Below are 15787 nucleotides of genomic sequence, written 5' to 3'. Positions count from 1 at the left end.
AAAAGGTGGAGGCCCCGAAGGGCCTCCTGGTTACGGTCGATCAGTCCCGTCCTTGCGGTCAGGGAACTGCTGTAGGGCTTGATCCGCGATGTTGCGGACGCCCGTCATGTTGTTGAACCACCAAATCTTCCAGAAGTCGCGCATCTGCTTCTCGGTGATCTCCTCATCGTCGCGGATGGCCGAACCGATCATCCGCGTGCTGCCGTAGACCTTGTTGAACAGGTCGATGGACGGGATGCCCATCACGCCGTTCTCCAGGCCGGTCGAGCGGTTGTTGGCGAACACCGGGTCGTTACCCAAGGCGTCCGCCCACACGGCGTCGGTGACCGCGGGGATCACGTTCGACCAGCTCGATTGCGCGACAGCGTTCTTGTAGAAGTTCTCCTGCGTCAGCTGCTTCTTCCGCTGTTCGGGGTTGCCCGCAGTGTTGATGTACGTGCGAGCCGCCCAGCCCATGCCTGCTGCCGAAGTGGACAGCACGACCATCGCGTAGGTGCGCCAGTCGTCGTAGTGGTGGACGGAGTTCAGGAAGTGGCGGGTGTAGCTGTTGACCATGAAGCTGCGGAACTGCGTGACGATGCGGCCGGTGGTGGAGTGCATCAGCTCGATGCTGTCCGAGGCGTCACCTTCGAGAACCTGGTGTCGCGTCACGCGGAACAGGAAGGCCGCCATGCGCTCGCGCGTCTGGAACGGCAGCTTGTCCGGGTCGATCTGCTCGATCTGCCGCTTGCCTTTGAGGTAGCCGAACACGTCGGCCTGGGCCTTCTCGTCGAGGCCCCAGGTGCGCAGGCGGGCCACTTCGGCGTCCGACAGCTTCTTGGCGTTCGCCATGTCCAGCAGCCGCAGCAGCGTGGCGCGACCGGCGATGCGTTGGAGCATCGTGTTGATCGGGGCCATGCCGGATGCGACCGAGGTGACGTGCGTCGCCATGTTCATCGCGTTGTCGATCTTCTCGCCGTGCTTGACGTTGAACGTCTGCGGCACTAGCGCATCCTCGTCCAGGCGCAGGAACGGCGGGTTGCGCAGCCAGTCGGTGCCGGGTGCGAACAGCCGCTCCATGACGCGCGCCTCCTGCGAGGACAGCTTGCCGTCAGCGCCGCGCACCAGGAAGTCGCGGGCGGCACCCACGGAGTTCCAGAAGTTGCGGAGACCGGCATGCGCGATGGTCGGGCCAAGCTCGGCGAACAGCGAGAAGCCGACCTGGTTCATCACGCGGGCGAAGTTCCAGTTGCGCAGGAACCGCGCGTAGCGTGCGCCTCGGCTGGCGGGATCGAGTTCGGTGCTGCGGCCGAAGGTGGACTTGAGGCCGATGTCGATCAGGCGCTCGATGTCCTTCACGTCGTCGCCGGACTTGCGGGCGTCGCTCTTGAGCTTCGACACGAAGCGGTCGAGCTGTGCGCGGTTCTTGATGCCAGCCTTCGACGACAGCGCCGACCAGCCGGTGATCTCGCGCATGTAGCGGGTCATCACCGAGTCCACGTCGTTGTCGAACAGGTCGGCCATCGAGACCTGCACGTCCTCGCCAGCCTCGTTGCGGATGGTGGTGGAGTAGGTCTCGTCGAGGTCGATGCGCTTCTTCGCGCGGTCGAGCTTGCCCGACTCGTAGGTCTTGCGCTCCAGCTTGGACAGTAGCTCTTGCGACCGCACGGGCGAGACGCCCGCCTCGGTCAGCATGTTGCCGATCTCCTCGACCGAATCGCTGTCCAGCGGGCGGACCAGCAGGTCCATCCCGTCGCCCTCGAAGTTCGCTTGGGCGCGCTTGAGGTAGGAGCGTGCAACCGCCCCGAGCAGCTCGTCGTCGATCTCGTCGCCTTCGTCGGTGGTGGCCTCCCAGGCGCGACGCATGGCGGGCTTGATGAGCTGCTCGATCACGTCGTCCTGGTGAAGCTGCATCTCGCCGAACAGGCGCTTGAAGCCCTTGCCACTCCAGTAGCGCGGCAGGTAGCTGCCGTTCTGCGCCACGTTGGCGAAGCCGTCGAGGTTGCTGTCCTGCGCCAGCTTGAGCGCATCGCGCATCGCCTTGGCGACGCTGCCGGCCGCCTTGGCGGCTTCCGGTGATACGTCAGGCGCACCGCGCACGGCACGGCCGACCTCCTCGTTGAACTTTGCGCGCTCGGAGAAGTTCCACCAATGGGTGCCTGTCCGTTGCTTGTAGGCGTCCCATGCGGCGTTCACTCCGCTCCGCCATTCCGTCTCCATGACGGCCAGGTGGCGCTTGGCGAACTCGCTGGTGGACTCCTGGACCGCGACGGAGCGATCGGTGTAGCCGACGCCATCGCGGAACAGCAGGCGGCCCGCCTCGCGCACCAGCGGCGACTTGGCGCTACCCATGCGGGCAGCAAGGTCGCGGCGGACGGTGGCGAAGTGGGGCGTGATGTGCGCGTTGACCAGCGCCTTGTCGGTGAACTCCTGCTCGAATGCGCTCTCGTTGCGCAGCGGGAGGACGCCTGGCGTGAGGTCGTTGGCGGCGGTGCCTGCCACGCGGGCGGCGGACAGCGAGTCGTCACCGGCCAGCCGCTTCACCACGTCAGGCTTCACCTCGCCGTCGAACAGGGCACCCCGGCGAGCGCCGAGGGCACCACCGAACGCGAACGACAGGGCGGCGCTCTGCACGCCATCCGCGAGCGTCTGCTCGGGGTCGTAGGTGGAGGTTGCGGCCGACATCAGCGCGGAGGTGCCCGCAGCCTGTAGACCGGAACGCACCGCGTTGGCGAGGCGTCCGGCCTTGGCTGCGTACCCCAGGCCGCCCGTGGCGAGATCGAGGCCGGTTGCCACCGGGTCGGTGAAGCCGAGGGCGATCTGTCCGCCCAGGCCGAACTGCGCCAGGTCGTCGTCCGCCATCTGATTCATAAAGGCCACGGATTCCAGATAGGAGAGGTGCTCGTCGGACGTGGCCCGGCCGAACAGCTCCCACTGCTCCGGGCGCAGGCCCATCGACTCCCAGCGCTTGCGCGCGTCTGCGGGAATGCGATAGCCCTGCTGCGGCTCGTAGCCCAGCTCGGTGATGAAGCGGTCGATGAAGCCGATGCCGCCCTTTGCCTGGGCAGCGCCCCATCCGTCCCATACGGTCGTCTGATCCTTCCGGCGCTCCGCGGCCTCTCGCTGCTCCTTGCGCTCGCGCACGGCTTGCACGATGGGCTGCTGGGTTGCCGGCTTGACGATGTTCTCGTCTGCGCCGGGTAGGGATTCAAACATGCGGTCTTACTTCCTCGTCAGGTACTCCAGGAAGTCCTCGGGGACTGCCGGGGTGGTGGTGGTTTGCTTGGTGCCCGCGTTGGGAACCAGCGGCTTGGTGAGGTCGAACTTGGGCAGCTCGAAGGCGGGAGCCTCGGCGGCGCTGGCGTCGCGCTTGGCGATGGCCGCAGGGACTTCCGTGGTCGCCGACTGCGAGCGCAGGTCGCGGATGTTCCGGGACTGGTCCGCCCAGGTGGTGCGCTGCTCGACCCGACGACGCGCCTGGGATTCCGCAAGGTCTCCCTTCCAGCGCTGGTGCTGTGCCGCGATGGCACGCGGGTCGAAACCGATGGCGCGGCCGGTGTCCGGGTCAGGGATCAGCCAGTTGTCGGGGCCGACGATCTGCCACTGCCCCGGATTGCGGGGATTGGGCAGGGCCGACAGCTCATCCGGGTCGCGGCCGAGCTTGCGCGCGACCGTCTGGATCAGCTCGTCTACCGCTGGCTCGGCACCCTGCGGCATGCCGATGTTTGGCACGCGGCGGCCGTTGACGGTCGTGCGCTGGGCGTCGATCTGACCGACCGCTGCACGGATGGCAGCTTCGCCGGACACTCCGCCACGCGAGGCGATGCGCTCGGCTTCCTGGCGGATGCGGTGCAGCTCACGCGGGTCACGCGGCTTGCCGTCGATCTCCAGGTAGTCCTTGATGCCGGACTTCCAGGTGTCGTTGATGACCGAGCGGGCCTCCTCGACTTCCCGCTTCGGTTGCGTCAGGACGCGAGCGGCCTCCTGGTGAGACTGACCGCTGCGCCGGGTGTCGTAGAGGTACTGGTCCAGCATTGCGGCAGCCTCGCCGCCAGCGACCGTATCGGCGTACTTGGGCGAGACCTTGCGGAGCTGTTCGTACAGCGTCGCGGCGTTCTGGAAGTTCTCCTGGAACGCCGGGTCAGCGCGCTTGAGGATGCGTTCGAGCTGGGGGATGACGATGCCCTGCCGTGCCCACTTCTGGAGCACCTGGCCGCGTGCGGCCTGCGGGGTTTCCTCCCACTCCTTACCGGCCTGCTTCTTGAGGTCGGCGTCGCTGATCTCGTAGGGATTGCCCCCGGCTACCAGCTTGCGGATGCGCTCCTCTCGGGCGCGCTCCTTCGCTTCCTGCTCCCAGCGGCGAAGCGTCTGCTCCTGCTGGTTGTTCCAGTATCGCTTGAAGGACTGGAGGTCGCCACCGCTCAGGCCGAATTTACTGGCCCAGGTGTCGATGGTCTTGTGGGTGAGCTGGCCGCGATCCGCGAGGCCCTGGAGCGTCCACTCTGCCTCGGCCATCGCCTGCTTGCGTGCCTCGTCCTCGCGGTGTGCGATCACGCGGGCACCAGCGGCAGCCGCCGCGCGCAGCTCGTCGCCGTGCTCGGTGTTCATCAAGCCGGGCTGGCCGTCGCCGCGGTCCTGCTCCAGGAACGCCAGGATCGACTGAGGATCGCGGTTGCCTGCGGCCAGCTCCTCCTTGGCGGCCTCGACGTAGAGTTCGTCCACGTCGCGCTTGTTGAGATAGGCGTACTCCTCCTGGTCCAGCATCGCGTACAGGCCGTTCATGCCCTCGGAAGTGAGGAACGTGCCGCCCTTGATGCCGTCGCGGATGATCGCGGTCAGCGACTCCTTCTGCCGGACCAGCATTTCCCGCATCGAGTCGGCCTGCCACTGCTGGCGGACCTGCTGCGCGGCGCGCATGGCGACCGGCATCAGGGCCTTGCGGACCTGCGGGTCTTGGAACTCGGGGTTCTGCGTCAGCGCAGCCATCCGCTCCTTGATGAGCGGCTCGATGTCGGTGCCGGGTTCGGCCTTGGCGATCTCTTTGGCCGCTTCGATCTGCCAGTCGCGGACGCGGATGATGCCGTCTGCCTTGAGGTAGCCGCGACGCCATGACTCCGACTGCTGGGCAACGAAGTCCTCGGCCTGCCGGGGCGTACCCTCGGCGTCCTCCTGCATACGTTGGGTCGCCGCGGCGCTGTACTGCTCGCGGCTGTTTGAGATCATCTGCGAGTTGACGGAATCCGAGACGCGCGTCAGCACCGCAGCGGCGGTGCGAGAGAGGACACCGGCACCAGCGGAGGACGCTTGGTCAGCCTGCACCGCCAGAACGGGGCGCTCGGCGAGACGCTGCGGCACCTGCGCGCGGCGGATGATCTCTTGGGGTTTCGTGCGAGCCACGGGTTACTCGTCTCCGGGAATGGAATAGCGCTTGTAGGTTTGGATGTTGCTGTAGGCATTCGCGCCTGACTGCATCACGCCGCCCAGCGCCTCGGCATTGCCGGTGCGGATACGAGCGCGTGCTTCGGAGCCGCTTTCGACGACTCCGTTCCTGCGGTTCTTCTCGATGAGGGCCACGTCACGGCCAGCCTGGGCCATGATGTCGTTCGCCAGCAGCTCGACCGAGTTGCCGGACACTGCCGCTTCTGCTGCGGAGGCGCGCATCGCGGATCGCAGTGCGCGGGCCTCCTCCATGCGCTGTTGGGTGCGCTCGGCGGCCTGGTCGTTGATCTGCTCCTGCTGACGCTCCGCGGCTTCCTCGATGGCCTTGTTGTTCTGATCCTGGCCGTACATGGTCGCCATCGCGCTGACTGCGGCGATACCGACCTGGACTGCTACGGGGTTGCACATGGGGTCTTGGTTACTCGGACGAAGGGTGTCTTGGCGAAGCCGTAGGCGGACTCGACGCCGCTCTCGCGGAAGCCAAGCCAGCCGAGCCATCGCCGCGTGGTGACGGCGTGGACATCGACGAAGTTGAAGATGGTGCCGAAGGTGGCCGACCACTCGTCGCTGATCCGCCGAGCTTCTCGGAGGAACGTGCGGCAGAACGTGGGAGCCACCAGGGCGTCGGTGCCCAGCAGCCAAACCGAGGCGATACCCTCGGCGTGCTGGCTGAAGCCGAAGATGCACACGGGGGAACCGTCGTGCATCGCGGCGAAACTGCGGTCGCTCGCGGTCACTGCAAATGCGAGCGCCTGGAGCGGGGTGTGACCATGCGAAGCCGCCACCTCCAGGATGTCCTCCTGCCGCATGTTCTCGGCGACGTGGAGGATGTCGCTGGCGGTGGGGCTTCGATAGGTCAGGGTCATACTCGGCTGCGGGAGACGAACATGCCGCGCCACTGTGCTGACTGGAACCAGCACTGGAACGGCAGGCGGTTGACGAGGTGCATGCGGACGCTGTTGGCGTCGCCCAGCACGGGGAACCGGCGAGAGCCGGAGTGGAACGTCGGGGCGCTGGTGCGGAACACCGAGTCGTTGAGGACGCGCGCGGTGTACGCACCGGAGTGCGACGCCACGTAGGTCTCGACGCGGCCATTGCCGTGCTGCTCGACCTCCAGCTCGAAGTACGCGCCATCCTTGTAGGCGACCTCGATGTCACGCACCTGCGTGCGGCCCACCAGCACGGCCTGGTTCTGCCCACCGCGAACGATGGGCTTGGTCAGGGTGAGGCGGTGCTCGTAGTCCATGCCGACGACCACGCGGCCCTCGGTGTGGTTACCGGGGAGCGCAAGGCGGGTGCGGGCGTTGTCCCAGCGCGCCTTGGTGATGTCCAGGTACGCGCCGGGGTCTTGCCAGTCGTCCGTCTTGAGGACGGTGACCGTCATGCCATCGGGCACGATGTAGGGCAGGTCGATCCAGGTCTCGTTGCCGAACTGCTGATAGGTGGGCTGCACCACCAGCATGCGGTCGAGCAGGAAGTTGTAGTCGCCCGTGGCATCCGTGTCGTGCTGGTTGAGCACCATGCGGAACTTGAGCAGCTCGCAGCCGCCGCCTGGGGCTTCCGCGACGGCGTACAGCACGTCGTTGATGGCGTGCATGTGGACGATGCGACCGACGCCGGAGATTGACCAGCGCGTCCATGCGGACTGCTGCTTCTCGTCGCCGATCCAGCGGACGAAGTAGACGTAGAGCTGCGCGTCGGTCGGCTCGTCAGGAGCGAAGAACACGCAGTCGGCACCACTTGCGCTCGCCATCGCTCGCATGCGGCCCGGCATCAGCTTGGGCACATGCGCCGTCACGTCGGCGGCGTCGCCGGTCACCGACAGGTCGTCGATGAAGTATTCGCGCACGCTGGCGTATGCGCCGCTGTCCTCGGTGAAGTACAGCGACTCGCCCATCAGCTTCGGCCGGATGTACGGCGAGCTGCTGTAGCTGTTGACCGGATCGCTCTTGACGTTCTTGGCGGCCAGGTACGGCTCGGCGGTCAGGAGGAACTGGCCGCCCGCAGCGGCAAGGAACAGGGCCGACTGGAACGGGACTGCGTGGTAGAGCGTGGTGACGCCGTTAGACCCGCTGACGCTCACGTCGATGGGGTCGGCGTCGAGCACCTGGGTCACCGAAGTGCGCCAGAGGTTGAACGGATCGGAGACCTCGGACATCAGCACGTTCTCCCCGGCCAGGAAGCCTAGGCGGTCCCGGTGCTTGAACACCTCGCGGATGCGCTGGCCGTCGATGGACGGGAACGGGTTGCTTTGCTCGTCACCCGCGAGGCGCGCGGTCCACTCCGGTCCACCGAAGGAGAACCAAAAGCCGTCCGCATGCACTGGATCGGGGATGCGCTTGAGGATGTGCGGCATCGTCTTGGCATCGAAGCGGTGCTTGATGCCCGGCCGGGCGACCTCCAGGTAGACCGAGGAGGACTGCTTCTGGACGTAGTAGTCGTCGAATTGCGATTCGGACGAGCCGATGATGTTGTAGATCGCGCCGGTCGGCACAACGGCCGAGCCTTTGTCGCCGGGCTTCGGCAGGTCGGACATCGTTTGCGCCGATCCGTACAGCGAACCGGGCGACAGCTCATCGCTCTGCTTCACGTCTACCAGCCGGTTGACGATGAAGGTGGTGTCGGAGAACGTCGCCAGCGCGAAGCACGACCACGCACGCTGTCCCTGGGTGTCCAGGTAGTTGAGCGCGTCGCCCGTGGCGTTGACGGTGTATTCCTTGCCGGTCTCGTGGTCGAACACGCGGATGCTGCGGTGACCCACGGCGACGATGTAGCGCTCGTTCTCATCGCGGACGATGGAGTGGAAGGCACAGTCGTGATCGAGGGTGACGCCAAGGCCAGCAACGAACTCGGCGGGCGGGCGCTTGCCAGCGCCCATTGCGGCATGCAGCCAGGCGTTGATCGCCTTGGTGAGCTGGTTCGGCGAGCGGACGGTATCGTCCTGCTGCGACTCGCCTCCCAGGAACGAGGGATAGTCCCCCGTGATTAGCGGCATCAGCGGTCCCAAATATCAGACACGTCCGTCGAGCCACTGAGGAAGTTGTGGCCGCGGGCGTAGGTGAAGTCGGCGTGCTCCTGCGCGAAGATGAGGTATGCCTCCTCCTCGTGCTTCTCGGTGAACACGTAGAGCTGGTCGCTACCCAGCACGCTCGTCTGGAACAGACGCGCAGCGCGCACGGCGATGTAGCGGCGGGCCGACTCGGGCAGCTCCTCGTAGGCGAGGAACCAGGTCACGAAGTCGGCGGTGGGGGCCGACGAGAACGTGTCGGCGAGGGTGAGCGGGTTGATGAGGCGCGTGCCTCGGATCACCAGCGGCTCGCTTCCGCGTGCGGGGACGAGCTTGAGGATCGACTGCGGCGGCAGCACCTTGCCTTCCGCGTTGAGCGTGAAGGTGAACGACTCGCTGGTGTTGAACCACCAGCCAGCGGTTTGGACCTCGCGGCTCACCGCGCGGAGGGTGTCGCGCGCCTGCGAGGCGTACAGGTTGCCGAGCGCTTCGAGGTCGCTGATCGGCGCTTCGCCGATAGCACCGAGCAGCACATTGACGGCTTCGAGTTCCGTGGTCGGAGTGAGTTCGAGGTTCATGGATTCGGGGCAAAAAAACGGGGGACACCCATGTGGATGTCCCCCGTAGATGGAGAGAGATTGAAGCGCCGCGGGATTTGCCCAACGGCGCGGTATTGCTTACGGGGCCTTCGACAGCTCGATGGCACCGCGCGGAGCCAGGATGCCGTGACCCAGCGCGTACTTCGCCAGCATCAGGGTGCCCTGCTTCTCGCCCTGGTACACGTCCTCCAGGGACAGGTCCAGCAGCTTGAGGGTGCCGACCGCCGAGCGGTGGAAGATCACGCCCACGGTGTCCGCGAAGTTGCCGCGGTACTTGGCCGGGATCGAGGCCAGGGCCGACTCATCGACACGCGGCATCGCGTTGATCTTCACCAGCGGGATGCGGGCGACCGAGGAAATGATCGCCTGGCCGTAGGAGCCGTTCGATTCCGCGTTGATGTCGCGGTCGATCAAGTCCTTGTTCTCGGTCAGCAGATACCACTGAGCCGGGGCCAGTGCGCCAGTGAACTCCTGCGGGTTGTCCGGCAGCAGCTTCTCGTCGAACAGCATGCGGGCGTTGCGGAACGCATCGGCCAGCACGGTCGGATCGGAGGCCATCGTGGCGGCCTTGATGATGGCACCACCCGGCTGGCCTTCGACCTTGCCTTCGGTGGTACGAGCGGCCAGGATCGCGCAGCGCAGCTCGTTCTGCATGCGCTTGAGCGCCAGCTCCGCACCCTGCTGACGGGTGTACTCGGAACGCACGTCGTAGTGGTTCATCGCCTCGTCGATGTTGGCGATGAAGGCGTGCGAGATCAGCATCGGATCGAGGGTGATGATGGTCTCGTTGTGCTCGACCACCAGGCCCTTGATCTCGGTGCCCGGCACATGGTACTCGGAGCCGATGGTGCCGACGTTCGGGAACGAGGCGGACTTGCCGCTCTCGATGTTGCGCACCGACACGCGGCCGTCCAGCTTGTAGTTCTCGACGAAGCTGGTGATGGTTTCAGCAGTGTAGTTCTGCTTGAACAGCGCCCAGGCGTCGCCGTTGGCCTGGGCTTGACCCAGGCGGGAGGGGATTGCGTCCGACATTTAGTCCTTGCTTGAGGTTGAGTGGATTACTTGAACAGCGGCGACACGGCCAGGCGGGCGGAGACTTCCGCGCGGTAAGCCGGATCACGGTGGTAGCGCACATCGCGCATCGCTTCGACGACCTGCGCCTGCGACTGGAACGGCTTGGGGCCTGCATCGGCGTTCGATGCGGTCTTGCCATTCAGAAGGCGGCCGTTGCCGCCACGGAGGGCGACGAGGCCCTGGACTGCCAGCGCTGCGCGGCCGGCGTCGCCGGACTGCACCGCTTCGTTGAACGCCCGCTTCTGCTCGGCGCTCAGGTTGGTCTTAGCCCACTGGACCAGGCCGTCGTAACCGGCCTTGCCACCTGCGGGCGAGTAGACGGCGTTCTCGTAGGTCTGCACGCGAGCGCGCAGGCCATCGACGTACACGTCCACCAGCTCCTTCGGATAGCCCGCGTCCTGGAGCTTCTTGTAGCTCTCCTCGGACAGCGAGCCGTTCGAGTTGAACTCGGTGGCGAAGTCGTCCAGGTTCAGGCCAGCCCGCGCCAAGGCGTCACGCGCGTCATCCGCGGTGGCGTCGTCGATGGTCGCGGGGCCGCCCTTGCCACCCTTGTCGTCGGCTGGCGTGCTCAGTTGTGCGTAGGCGGCTTCCAGCTCCTCCACGGTCTTGTACTTGCCGCCGAACAGGCGCTCGCCATCGGTGCCACCCTGCGCGCCCGGTGCGGGCTGCTGGGTGTCCTGGGAGTTCTGCGGCGGCTGCTGACCTGGGGTCGGCTGGCCGTTGATGCCGTCAAGGCTGACGGTCACTTCGGACTTGCCCGGCTGCGACATTACTTGTCCTCGGGCTTGTAGTTGACGATGACCAGGCCGTTCGTCTTGCGGGTGATCTCGGCCTTGCCCTTACGCTCGACGCTCGGAGCCTTCGGGGCTTCCTTGGTCGGCTTGGCGGGCTTCTCGGTGGTTTCGTTCGACATTGCGTCCTTCTCGGGGTTACGGGGTTTGGGTCATCGCTGAGGCGATATTCGGAGCGGCACGGACCATCGCCTCCTGCGCCGAGGCGTCCTGCTGCTCGGCAGCAAGCTCGTCGTCGGAGCGGATCAGGCCCTTGGTGGAAATGTCGGAAGCGGCGGCCAGTCGGGAGATCGCCTCGCCACTGTTGAGGCGGCGCGCCTTCTCCTCTGCGCCGACAAGCGCATCCACTGCCTGACCGAACTCGATCAGCTTGTTCAGGTCGTGGCCGCGGCCGAGGGCGGCGATGCCAACGGTGATGCGCGGCTTGATGAGTTCCTGCGGCAGCTCGGGCAGGCGACCCTGCTTCTGGAGCTTGTGCAGGCGGCGGCGGATCAGCGGCAGCAAGAGCTGCTCGCCCGACATCGCCATGAAGCCGCTGAGGGCGTCGTCGAGTTCCTGGGTGAGCACCCGGATTTCGTAGGCGGTCACGCGCTCGCCGGGGCGCTGCACGGCGGACTTCACGCCGAAGATCAGCTCCAGCGAGTTCGCCAGCCCTTCGGCCTCCTGACGCACGAAGTTCAGGTCGTAGGCTTTCTGGAGCTGGAGCGTGGTCACGTCGCTGGCTTCGCCACGCAGCACCGCGCCGGACTCGGCCTCGGTGAGCTGGCGCTCGCGGATCGTCGAGGTCGGCTTGAGGAACATGATGATCTTCGCCAGCGCGGCGGCACCCTTACGGATCGCCTTGCGCAGCGCCTCCAGCGACTCGAACGCGCCCACGTAGTCGTAGACCAAGCCCTCGCCGTAGTCGTCCACGAGGGACGGCGGCGCGCACAGGGGAATCCACGGGCAGGCGTCGATGGGGTAGGTGCCCACGGTCTCGGGGACTTCGACGCCCTCGACCTCCTGGACCACTTCCCACTCCTTGCCATCTTCCGAGCGACGCACCCAGGTGTAGAGGTTCACGTCGTCGTTCTTGGTCTTTTCGTCGCGTTCCTGGGCGAGCTTCTGCATCACCGCCGCGCGGATCGAGTCCGGCAGCATGGCCGGGGCGATCTTGTCGAGCGTGATGATCTCCAGCACGTTGCCCAGGCCGTCGCGGTCGGTCACGTAGGAGGTCAGCGGATACAGCTTAGGCTTGCCCTCGTCGGGGTCGTAGAGCAGGAAATTGCCGAGGACGATGGCGTGCTTGGCCGCCTCGCTGAGGACCGGGCGGACGCCGCTGGTCTCCAGGTCGTTGACGATGACCCGCTCCACGTCCACCAGCGCGGCCTCCAGTTCGGAGGTCTCCACGCCAGCCTGCTCGGCGATGTTCTCGGCGACTGCCTGGTCAGGCGCGAGCTTGAACACCGAGGCGTTCGGCGGGAGCCAGGCCAGCACGATCTTCGAGGCCAGGGCGTTGACGCACTTCGGGCCGGTGTCGATGTAGGCGGAACCGGGGGTACGCGATTTCGCGCCCTCGTCCACCCACAGGCGGGGCAGGGTAACCTTGGCGCAGCGCTTGGCGCGCGTCTCGGCTTCTTTGCGGTTGGACTTGAGATCGCCGTAGCGCTTCGCGGCCGTCTGCTTCTCGGCCGAGGTCTGCTTGGCGTCAGCCATTCGGAATGGTCAGTCCTTGGTACTGCGTTGCGTTGTTCAGGTCCAGTCGGACCTTGGACTTACGCCGCTGATCGGCCGCGTGGCCGGTCGGCTGGGTGTCCTGGCGGGTCAGCAGGATCGGGTCTTTCTCCTGCTGGTCCGGCATGTTGGGCTTGCTGCACATGATTAGCGGGCGCGGTGCTCCATCTGCTCGACCTTCCGCAGCGCCTTTAGCCGGAGGATCAGGCGGCGCTCGCCCTGCCGGAGCAGGAACTCCTCCTTCGGCTTGGCGGGGTCGTAGATCACTTCGGGGTGCAGTTCGTCCAGGAGGTCGATCAGGTCGTAGGAGTGCAGAGGGATTTGCATAGAACTCCTGGGTTATGAATAGGTGGGGAAACTGTCGTTTCCCCCGATGATGACCACTAAACCCTTAGAGTCGGGCCAGCGATTCCGCGACCATCCGCAGGCGGTGGATCGGGCCGTTGTTGTCGATCACGGTGTCGATCAGGTCGCCGTGGACGCCTGCCTCGGAGGCATGCGCCGAGACCGGGGCCGCGCTGTCGCGGAGCACCTGGACCACCTGGCCGCCCCACTCACGGATGAACTGCGCCTCGTTGTCGAAGCGAACGTCCGACACCACGACGCCAGCAGCGCCGTCGCGGCGGGCCTGACGGATCTTCTGCGCGACCACCTTGACCCACAGGTCGCGGTCGATCATTTCACGGCCCCACTCGGTGCCCACGGTCTGCATCAGGCGGCGCGGGGTCTGCCCGTTGAGCCAGTCGAGCGGCTCCTCCTTGAGCGGGCCGTCCTCCATCGCGGACACCGGCAGGCCGGTGATGTCCGCCACGAAGGCGCGGATCGGGGCCGCGAAGGACAGCTTCACGAAGCCGTGGTCGCTGACCAGGAACTCGGCCAGGGTGTCTTTGCCGCTGCGGGCGCGGCCGGTGATTCCGATGATCTTCATGGGGACTCCAAAAGAGAAACCCGGCCTTAGCCGGGTACAATTCGTGTTCGTTATGGAAGGAGACAGGTATGGCGAGTTCTACGCCGAGTAACACAAACGGAGCGGAAATCTCTGAGCTTGCACAGAAGCTCTATGGCCTACAGGAGGCGATGGATGCGCTCGTGGCATCAGGGCAAGCACAAGGAATTCAGCGAGAGCGCTACGATGCGGCCAAGCAGCTCATCACAGATAAGCTCACTGAGTTCAGCTGCACGTATGAAACGTTGACTACGCCGAAGGCGATCCAGCTTTGGGTTTTCAATAGCCGAGAACCCGTAAGTCGGAATCCGTCAGAGATTGCACACTGGAAGCAGTTCTACGTGGACGAGTTGCGGTAAGCAGGATCAGGTGGCTTGGTTGTCGTCAGGCGAAACACCGGGCGATCAGCCAAGCCGCGCCAGCAACGCCGACAGCGGCCGGCCACAGCTTGACGCTGCCAGCCGAGCGGTACAGGGTGCGTTCGAGGGTGTTGAGGCTGCGCCACCACAGCCAGGCAGCGCCGTAGGCGACGAAGGCGAACAGCACGGCCAGCACGGCGACGATGGTGATGAACAGGATCAGGGTTTCCACAGCTTCACTTCCTTGGTCTTGGGGTTGTAGTCGCCGTAGCGCAGGATTCGCGCGAGGCGTGCTTGGCGGATCGCATCGTGCTTCGACAGCGGCTCGGTGCCGCCGCGGGGGATGCGGGTGGTGTAGGTGGTGACGACGGTGTTCCACAGCGCGCCGAGGTGCTCCTCGACGGACGCATCGCGGTACGCCTCGTGGATGGGCATGAGCAGCTCGTCCGCGCCCTTGTGGCCGATGCCGGGGAAGCCGGGGTAGTTATCCACCTGGTCGCCCGTGAGCACCTGCTTCATCCAGAACAGGTCAGCGTCGTGAGCCGAGATCGGCCGGACGCCCACGTCGGGACGGTTGGGGTTGTAGAGACGGATGCCGGGGATCGTCTGCATGTCCTTGTCGATGGACACGACGATGCGGCTGCCTGGCGCGCGCTTCGGATTCGGGTGCGAGGCCAGCAGCCCCAGCACGTCGTCACCTTCCAGGTTCTCGATCTCCACGATCTTGTCGCCGAACTCGTCGTAGACGAACTCGTCGAGCACGTACCACAGGGCAGGCTTGTCCTTGCTGGCACGGTTGAGCTTGTAGGTTGGGTCGATGTCCTTGCGGAAGTTGTGCTTCTTGCAGGACAGGGCCAGCAGGTAATCACGCGCGCCGAACTTCTCGACGATCTCGTCGATGTAGTCCTCCAGCTTCGCCTTCGCGCGCTCGGGCTGGATCGCTTCGACCTTGTTGCCGTCGCCGTTCCAGTCGATGTTCGCGGTGTTCGAGAACGCGAGCTGGTAGCGCAGCACATCGGCGTCGATCAGTAGCAGGGGGCCGCGCTTGTTCATGCGTCCACCCACTGCCATCCCAGGAACGCCAGCGCGAACCAGCGGTGCAGCCAGTTCGGACGCTCCCGGACCTGCACGAAGAAGTTGCCGCCAATGACCCAGGAACCGGCCGCCTGCGGTGGCCGATAGGTGACGTAGGAAGTCATGGCCGCTTCTCCGGGTGGCGCTCATACCACGCCTGTAGCTCGGCGGCGTAGCGCTTCATTCCGGCCTGGTACTCCGGGCCGTCGCCGAGCGGGTACTCGTGCTCGTCGCACACGAAGTCGGTGGTCGGGATGGTGTACGGAATCTGCGTGCAGGAGTTCCCCGTACACATCGACTGCCACATGATGATGTAGGAGTTCTCGCTGTGCCCTTTCAGGCACGAGCCATAGTCCGCACTCGGCGGCCAGGGCTTCATATCGCACGCAGCGAGGCCAGCACACAGCGCCAGGATCAGGAGAGCGCGCTTCATACCATGCTCTCGTGTACGGCGACCCAGCACTTCTCGCTAACGCGGCGGATGAAGTAGGTCGCGGTGCTCCACTCCACGGGGCGCAGCATGCGCTCGGTGCAGCACGGGCACTTGGCGTTGTAGGCATGAACCTCGGGCTGGTGTTCGAGCACAGCCACGCGGTAGGTGGTACACGGATCGATCACGCGGACATCGCCGTCAGCGGGGCCGCCAATGAAATGCACGCGAAGCCGGTTCTCGTTCATCGGTTCGATTCCTTGAGGACTTCCAGGGCGCTCGCCTTGTCGGCGTTGCAACGCTGGAGGCCGTCCTCGGCGTTGCCGCCGAAGCGGTAGAGGTCGTAGGTGGTGGTGGTCGGGTCAGCCATCACGGC

General features: G+C 65.7%; 20 protein-coding genes. 1 reads left to right on the top strand and 19 read right to left on the bottom strand.

What is annotated here, in order from left to right; translation table 11 throughout:
- Nucleotides 1–30 precede the first annotated feature (30 nt).
- From AC5P60_RS11030 to AC5P60_RS10970, 13 genes are all read right to left on the bottom strand, one after another.
- Complete coding sequence (locus AC5P60_RS11030; protein ID WP_099470283.1) at nt 31–3123, bottom strand: hypothetical protein; 3093 nt, start codon at nt 3121–3123, stop codon at nt 31–33.
- 78 nt (nt 3124–3201) lie between these two features.
- Nucleotides 3202–5376: a hypothetical protein gene (locus AC5P60_RS11025; RefSeq protein ID WP_032961810.1), complete on the bottom strand. Its 2175-nt coding sequence runs from the start codon at nt 5374–5376 to the stop codon at nt 3202–3204.
- Nucleotides 5377–5379: 3 nt separating this feature from the next.
- The gene (locus AC5P60_RS11020; RefSeq protein ID WP_032961812.1) at nt 5380–5778 is read right to left on the bottom strand and encodes a virion core protein, T7 gp14 family; all 399 of its coding nucleotides are present in this window, start codon (nt 5776–5778) and stop codon (nt 5380–5382) included.
- 32 nt (nt 5779–5810) lie between these two features.
- Nucleotides 5811–6284 (bottom strand): hypothetical protein, encoded by a 474-nt coding sequence (locus AC5P60_RS11015; protein WP_005412400.1) that lies wholly within the window; start codon nt 6282–6284, stop codon nt 5811–5813.
- The gene (locus AC5P60_RS11010) at nt 6281–8413 is read right to left on the bottom strand and encodes a phage nozzle protein (RefSeq protein WP_005412401.1); all 2133 of its coding nucleotides are present in this window, start codon (nt 8411–8413) and stop codon (nt 6281–6283) included. Before AC5P60_RS11010 ends, AC5P60_RS11015 begins: the two co-directional genes overlap by 4 nt.
- Nucleotides 8413–9003 carry a phage tail tubular protein A gene (locus AC5P60_RS11005; RefSeq protein ID WP_005412402.1) on the bottom strand — a complete coding sequence of 197 codons (591 nt, stop codon included), beginning with the start codon at nt 9001–9003 and terminating at the stop codon, nt 8413–8415. The genes AC5P60_RS11010 and AC5P60_RS11005 overlap by 1 nt, the downstream gene beginning before the upstream one ends.
- Before the next feature lie 99 nt (nt 9004–9102).
- The gene (locus AC5P60_RS11000; protein WP_005412403.1) at nt 9103–10056 is read right to left on the bottom strand and encodes a major capsid protein; all 954 of its coding nucleotides are present in this window, start codon (nt 10054–10056) and stop codon (nt 9103–9105) included.
- A gap of 26 nt (nt 10057–10082) precedes the next feature.
- The gene (locus AC5P60_RS10995) at nt 10083–10868 is read right to left on the bottom strand and encodes a capsid assembly protein (protein WP_005412404.1); all 786 of its coding nucleotides are present in this window, start codon (nt 10866–10868) and stop codon (nt 10083–10085) included.
- On the bottom strand, nt 10868–11011 hold the full coding sequence (locus AC5P60_RS10990; RefSeq protein ID WP_004154577.1) for a hypothetical protein: 144 nt from the start codon (nt 11009–11011) through the stop codon (nt 10868–10870). The genes AC5P60_RS10995 and AC5P60_RS10990 overlap by 1 nt, the downstream gene beginning before the upstream one ends.
- Before the next feature lie 16 nt (nt 11012–11027).
- The gene (locus AC5P60_RS10985) at nt 11028–12584 is read right to left on the bottom strand and encodes a portal protein (protein WP_005412405.1); all 1557 of its coding nucleotides are present in this window, start codon (nt 12582–12584) and stop codon (nt 11028–11030) included.
- Entirely contained in the window at nt 12577–12729 is a 153-nt protein-coding gene (locus tag AC5P60_RS10980; protein WP_005412406.1) for a hypothetical protein, read from the bottom strand. The genes AC5P60_RS10985 and AC5P60_RS10980 overlap by 8 nt, the downstream gene beginning before the upstream one ends.
- A 20-nt stretch (nt 12730–12749) precedes the next feature.
- On the bottom strand, nt 12750–12929 hold the full coding sequence (locus AC5P60_RS10975; protein WP_005412407.1) for a hypothetical protein: 180 nt from the start codon (nt 12927–12929) through the stop codon (nt 12750–12752).
- Nucleotides 12930–12993: 64 nt separating this feature from the next.
- Nucleotides 12994–13530: a deoxynucleotide monophosphate kinase family protein gene (locus AC5P60_RS10970; RefSeq protein WP_004154581.1), complete on the bottom strand. Its 537-nt coding sequence runs from the start codon at nt 13528–13530 to the stop codon at nt 12994–12996.
- 68 nt (nt 13531–13598) lie between these two features.
- Between AC5P60_RS10970 and AC5P60_RS10965 the strand changes: the two genes are divergently transcribed.
- Entirely contained in the window at nt 13599–13907 is a 309-nt protein-coding gene (locus AC5P60_RS10965; protein WP_032961816.1) for a hypothetical protein, read from the top strand.
- A gap of 25 nt (nt 13908–13932) precedes the next feature.
- Here the strand turns inward: AC5P60_RS10965 and AC5P60_RS10960 are convergent, their stop codons facing one another.
- The 6 genes from AC5P60_RS10960 to AC5P60_RS10935 are packed head-to-tail and all read right to left on the bottom strand — an operon-like array spanning nt 13933 to nt 15781.
- Nucleotides 13933–14139 carry a hypothetical protein gene (locus AC5P60_RS10960; RefSeq protein WP_005412408.1) on the bottom strand — a complete coding sequence of 69 codons (207 nt, stop codon included), beginning with the start codon at nt 14137–14139 and terminating at the stop codon, nt 13933–13935.
- Nucleotides 14127–14960 (bottom strand): hypothetical protein, encoded by an 834-nt coding sequence (locus tag AC5P60_RS10955; RefSeq protein ID WP_004154583.1) that lies wholly within the window; start codon nt 14958–14960, stop codon nt 14127–14129. The genes AC5P60_RS10960 and AC5P60_RS10955 overlap by 13 nt, the downstream gene beginning before the upstream one ends.
- Complete coding sequence (locus AC5P60_RS10950) at nt 14957–15106, bottom strand: hypothetical protein (protein WP_005412410.1); 150 nt, start codon at nt 15104–15106, stop codon at nt 14957–14959. Before AC5P60_RS10950 ends, AC5P60_RS10955 begins: the two co-directional genes overlap by 4 nt.
- Nucleotides 15103–15414 (bottom strand): hypothetical protein, encoded by a 312-nt coding sequence (locus tag AC5P60_RS10945; RefSeq protein ID WP_043033722.1) that lies wholly within the window; start codon nt 15412–15414, stop codon nt 15103–15105. Before AC5P60_RS10945 ends, AC5P60_RS10950 begins: the two co-directional genes overlap by 4 nt.
- On the bottom strand, nt 15411–15659 hold the full coding sequence (locus tag AC5P60_RS10940; RefSeq protein ID WP_005412412.1) for a hypothetical protein: 249 nt from the start codon (nt 15657–15659) through the stop codon (nt 15411–15413). Before AC5P60_RS10940 ends, AC5P60_RS10945 begins: the two co-directional genes overlap by 4 nt.
- Complete coding sequence (locus AC5P60_RS10935; RefSeq protein WP_005412413.1) at nt 15656–15781, bottom strand: hypothetical protein; 126 nt, start codon at nt 15779–15781, stop codon at nt 15656–15658. Before AC5P60_RS10935 ends, AC5P60_RS10940 begins: the two co-directional genes overlap by 4 nt.
- Nucleotides 15782–15787: the final 6 nt, after the last annotated feature.

It is taken from the genome of Stenotrophomonas sp. YJH_SMC_120 (genome assembly GCF_059368675.1).
This window is presented reverse-complemented; position numbering and strand designations above follow the sequence as displayed.

Excerpts from the sequence above, each read along its gene's own strand:
- AC5P60_RS11020 (WP_032961812.1), bottom strand. The coding sequence starts at position 5,778 with ATGGCGACCATGTACGGCCAGGATCAGAACAACAAGGCCATCGAGGAA.
- AC5P60_RS11015 (WP_005412400.1), bottom strand. The coding sequence starts at position 6,284 with ATGACCCTGACCTATCGAAGCCCCACCGCCAGCGACATCCTCCACGTC.
- AC5P60_RS11010 (WP_005412401.1), bottom strand. The coding sequence starts at position 8,413 with ATGCCGCTAATCACGGGGGACTATCCCTCGTTCCTGGGAGGCGAGTCG.
- AC5P60_RS11005 (WP_005412402.1), bottom strand. The coding sequence starts at position 9,003 with ATGAACCTCGAACTCACTCCGACCACGGAACTCGAAGCCGTCAATGTG.
- AC5P60_RS11000 (WP_005412403.1), bottom strand. The coding sequence starts at position 10,056 with ATGTCGGACGCAATCCCCTCCCGCCTGGGTCAAGCCCAGGCCAACGGC.
- AC5P60_RS10995 (WP_005412404.1), bottom strand. The coding sequence starts at position 10,868 with ATGTCGCAGCCGGGCAAGTCCGAAGTGACCGTCAGCCTTGACGGCATC.
- AC5P60_RS10990 (WP_004154577.1), bottom strand. The coding sequence starts at position 11,011 with ATGTCGAACGAAACCACCGAGAAGCCCGCCAAGCCGACCAAGGAAGCC.
- AC5P60_RS10985 (WP_005412405.1), bottom strand. The coding sequence starts at position 12,584 with ATGGCTGACGCCAAGCAGACCTCGGCCGAGAAGCAGACGGCCGCGAAG.
- AC5P60_RS10980 (WP_005412406.1), bottom strand. The coding sequence starts at position 12,729 with ATGCCGGACCAGCAGGAGAAAGACCCGATCCTGCTGACCCGCCAGGAC.
- AC5P60_RS10975 (WP_005412407.1), bottom strand. The coding sequence starts at position 12,929 with ATGCAAATCCCTCTGCACTCCTACGACCTGATCGACCTCCTGGACGAA.
- AC5P60_RS10970 (WP_004154581.1), bottom strand. The coding sequence starts at position 13,530 with ATGAAGATCATCGGAATCACCGGCCGCGCCCGCAGCGGCAAAGACACC.
- AC5P60_RS10965 (WP_032961816.1), top strand. The coding sequence starts at position 13,599 with ATGGCGAGTTCTACGCCGAGTAACACAAACGGAGCGGAAATCTCTGAG.
- AC5P60_RS10955 (WP_004154583.1), bottom strand. The coding sequence starts at position 14,960 with ATGAACAAGCGCGGCCCCCTGCTACTGATCGACGCCGATGTGCTGCGC.
- AC5P60_RS10950 (WP_005412410.1), bottom strand. The coding sequence starts at position 15,106 with ATGACTTCCTACGTCACCTATCGGCCACCGCAGGCGGCCGGTTCCTGG.
- AC5P60_RS10945 (WP_043033722.1), bottom strand. The coding sequence starts at position 15,414 with ATGAAGCGCGCTCTCCTGATCCTGGCGCTGTGTGCTGGCCTCGCTGCG.
- AC5P60_RS10940 (WP_005412412.1), bottom strand. The coding sequence starts at position 15,659 with ATGAACGAGAACCGGCTTCGCGTGCATTTCATTGGCGGCCCCGCTGAC.
- AC5P60_RS10935 (WP_005412413.1), bottom strand. The coding sequence starts at position 15,781 with ATGGCTGACCCGACCACCACCACCTACGACCTCTACCGCTTCGGCGGC.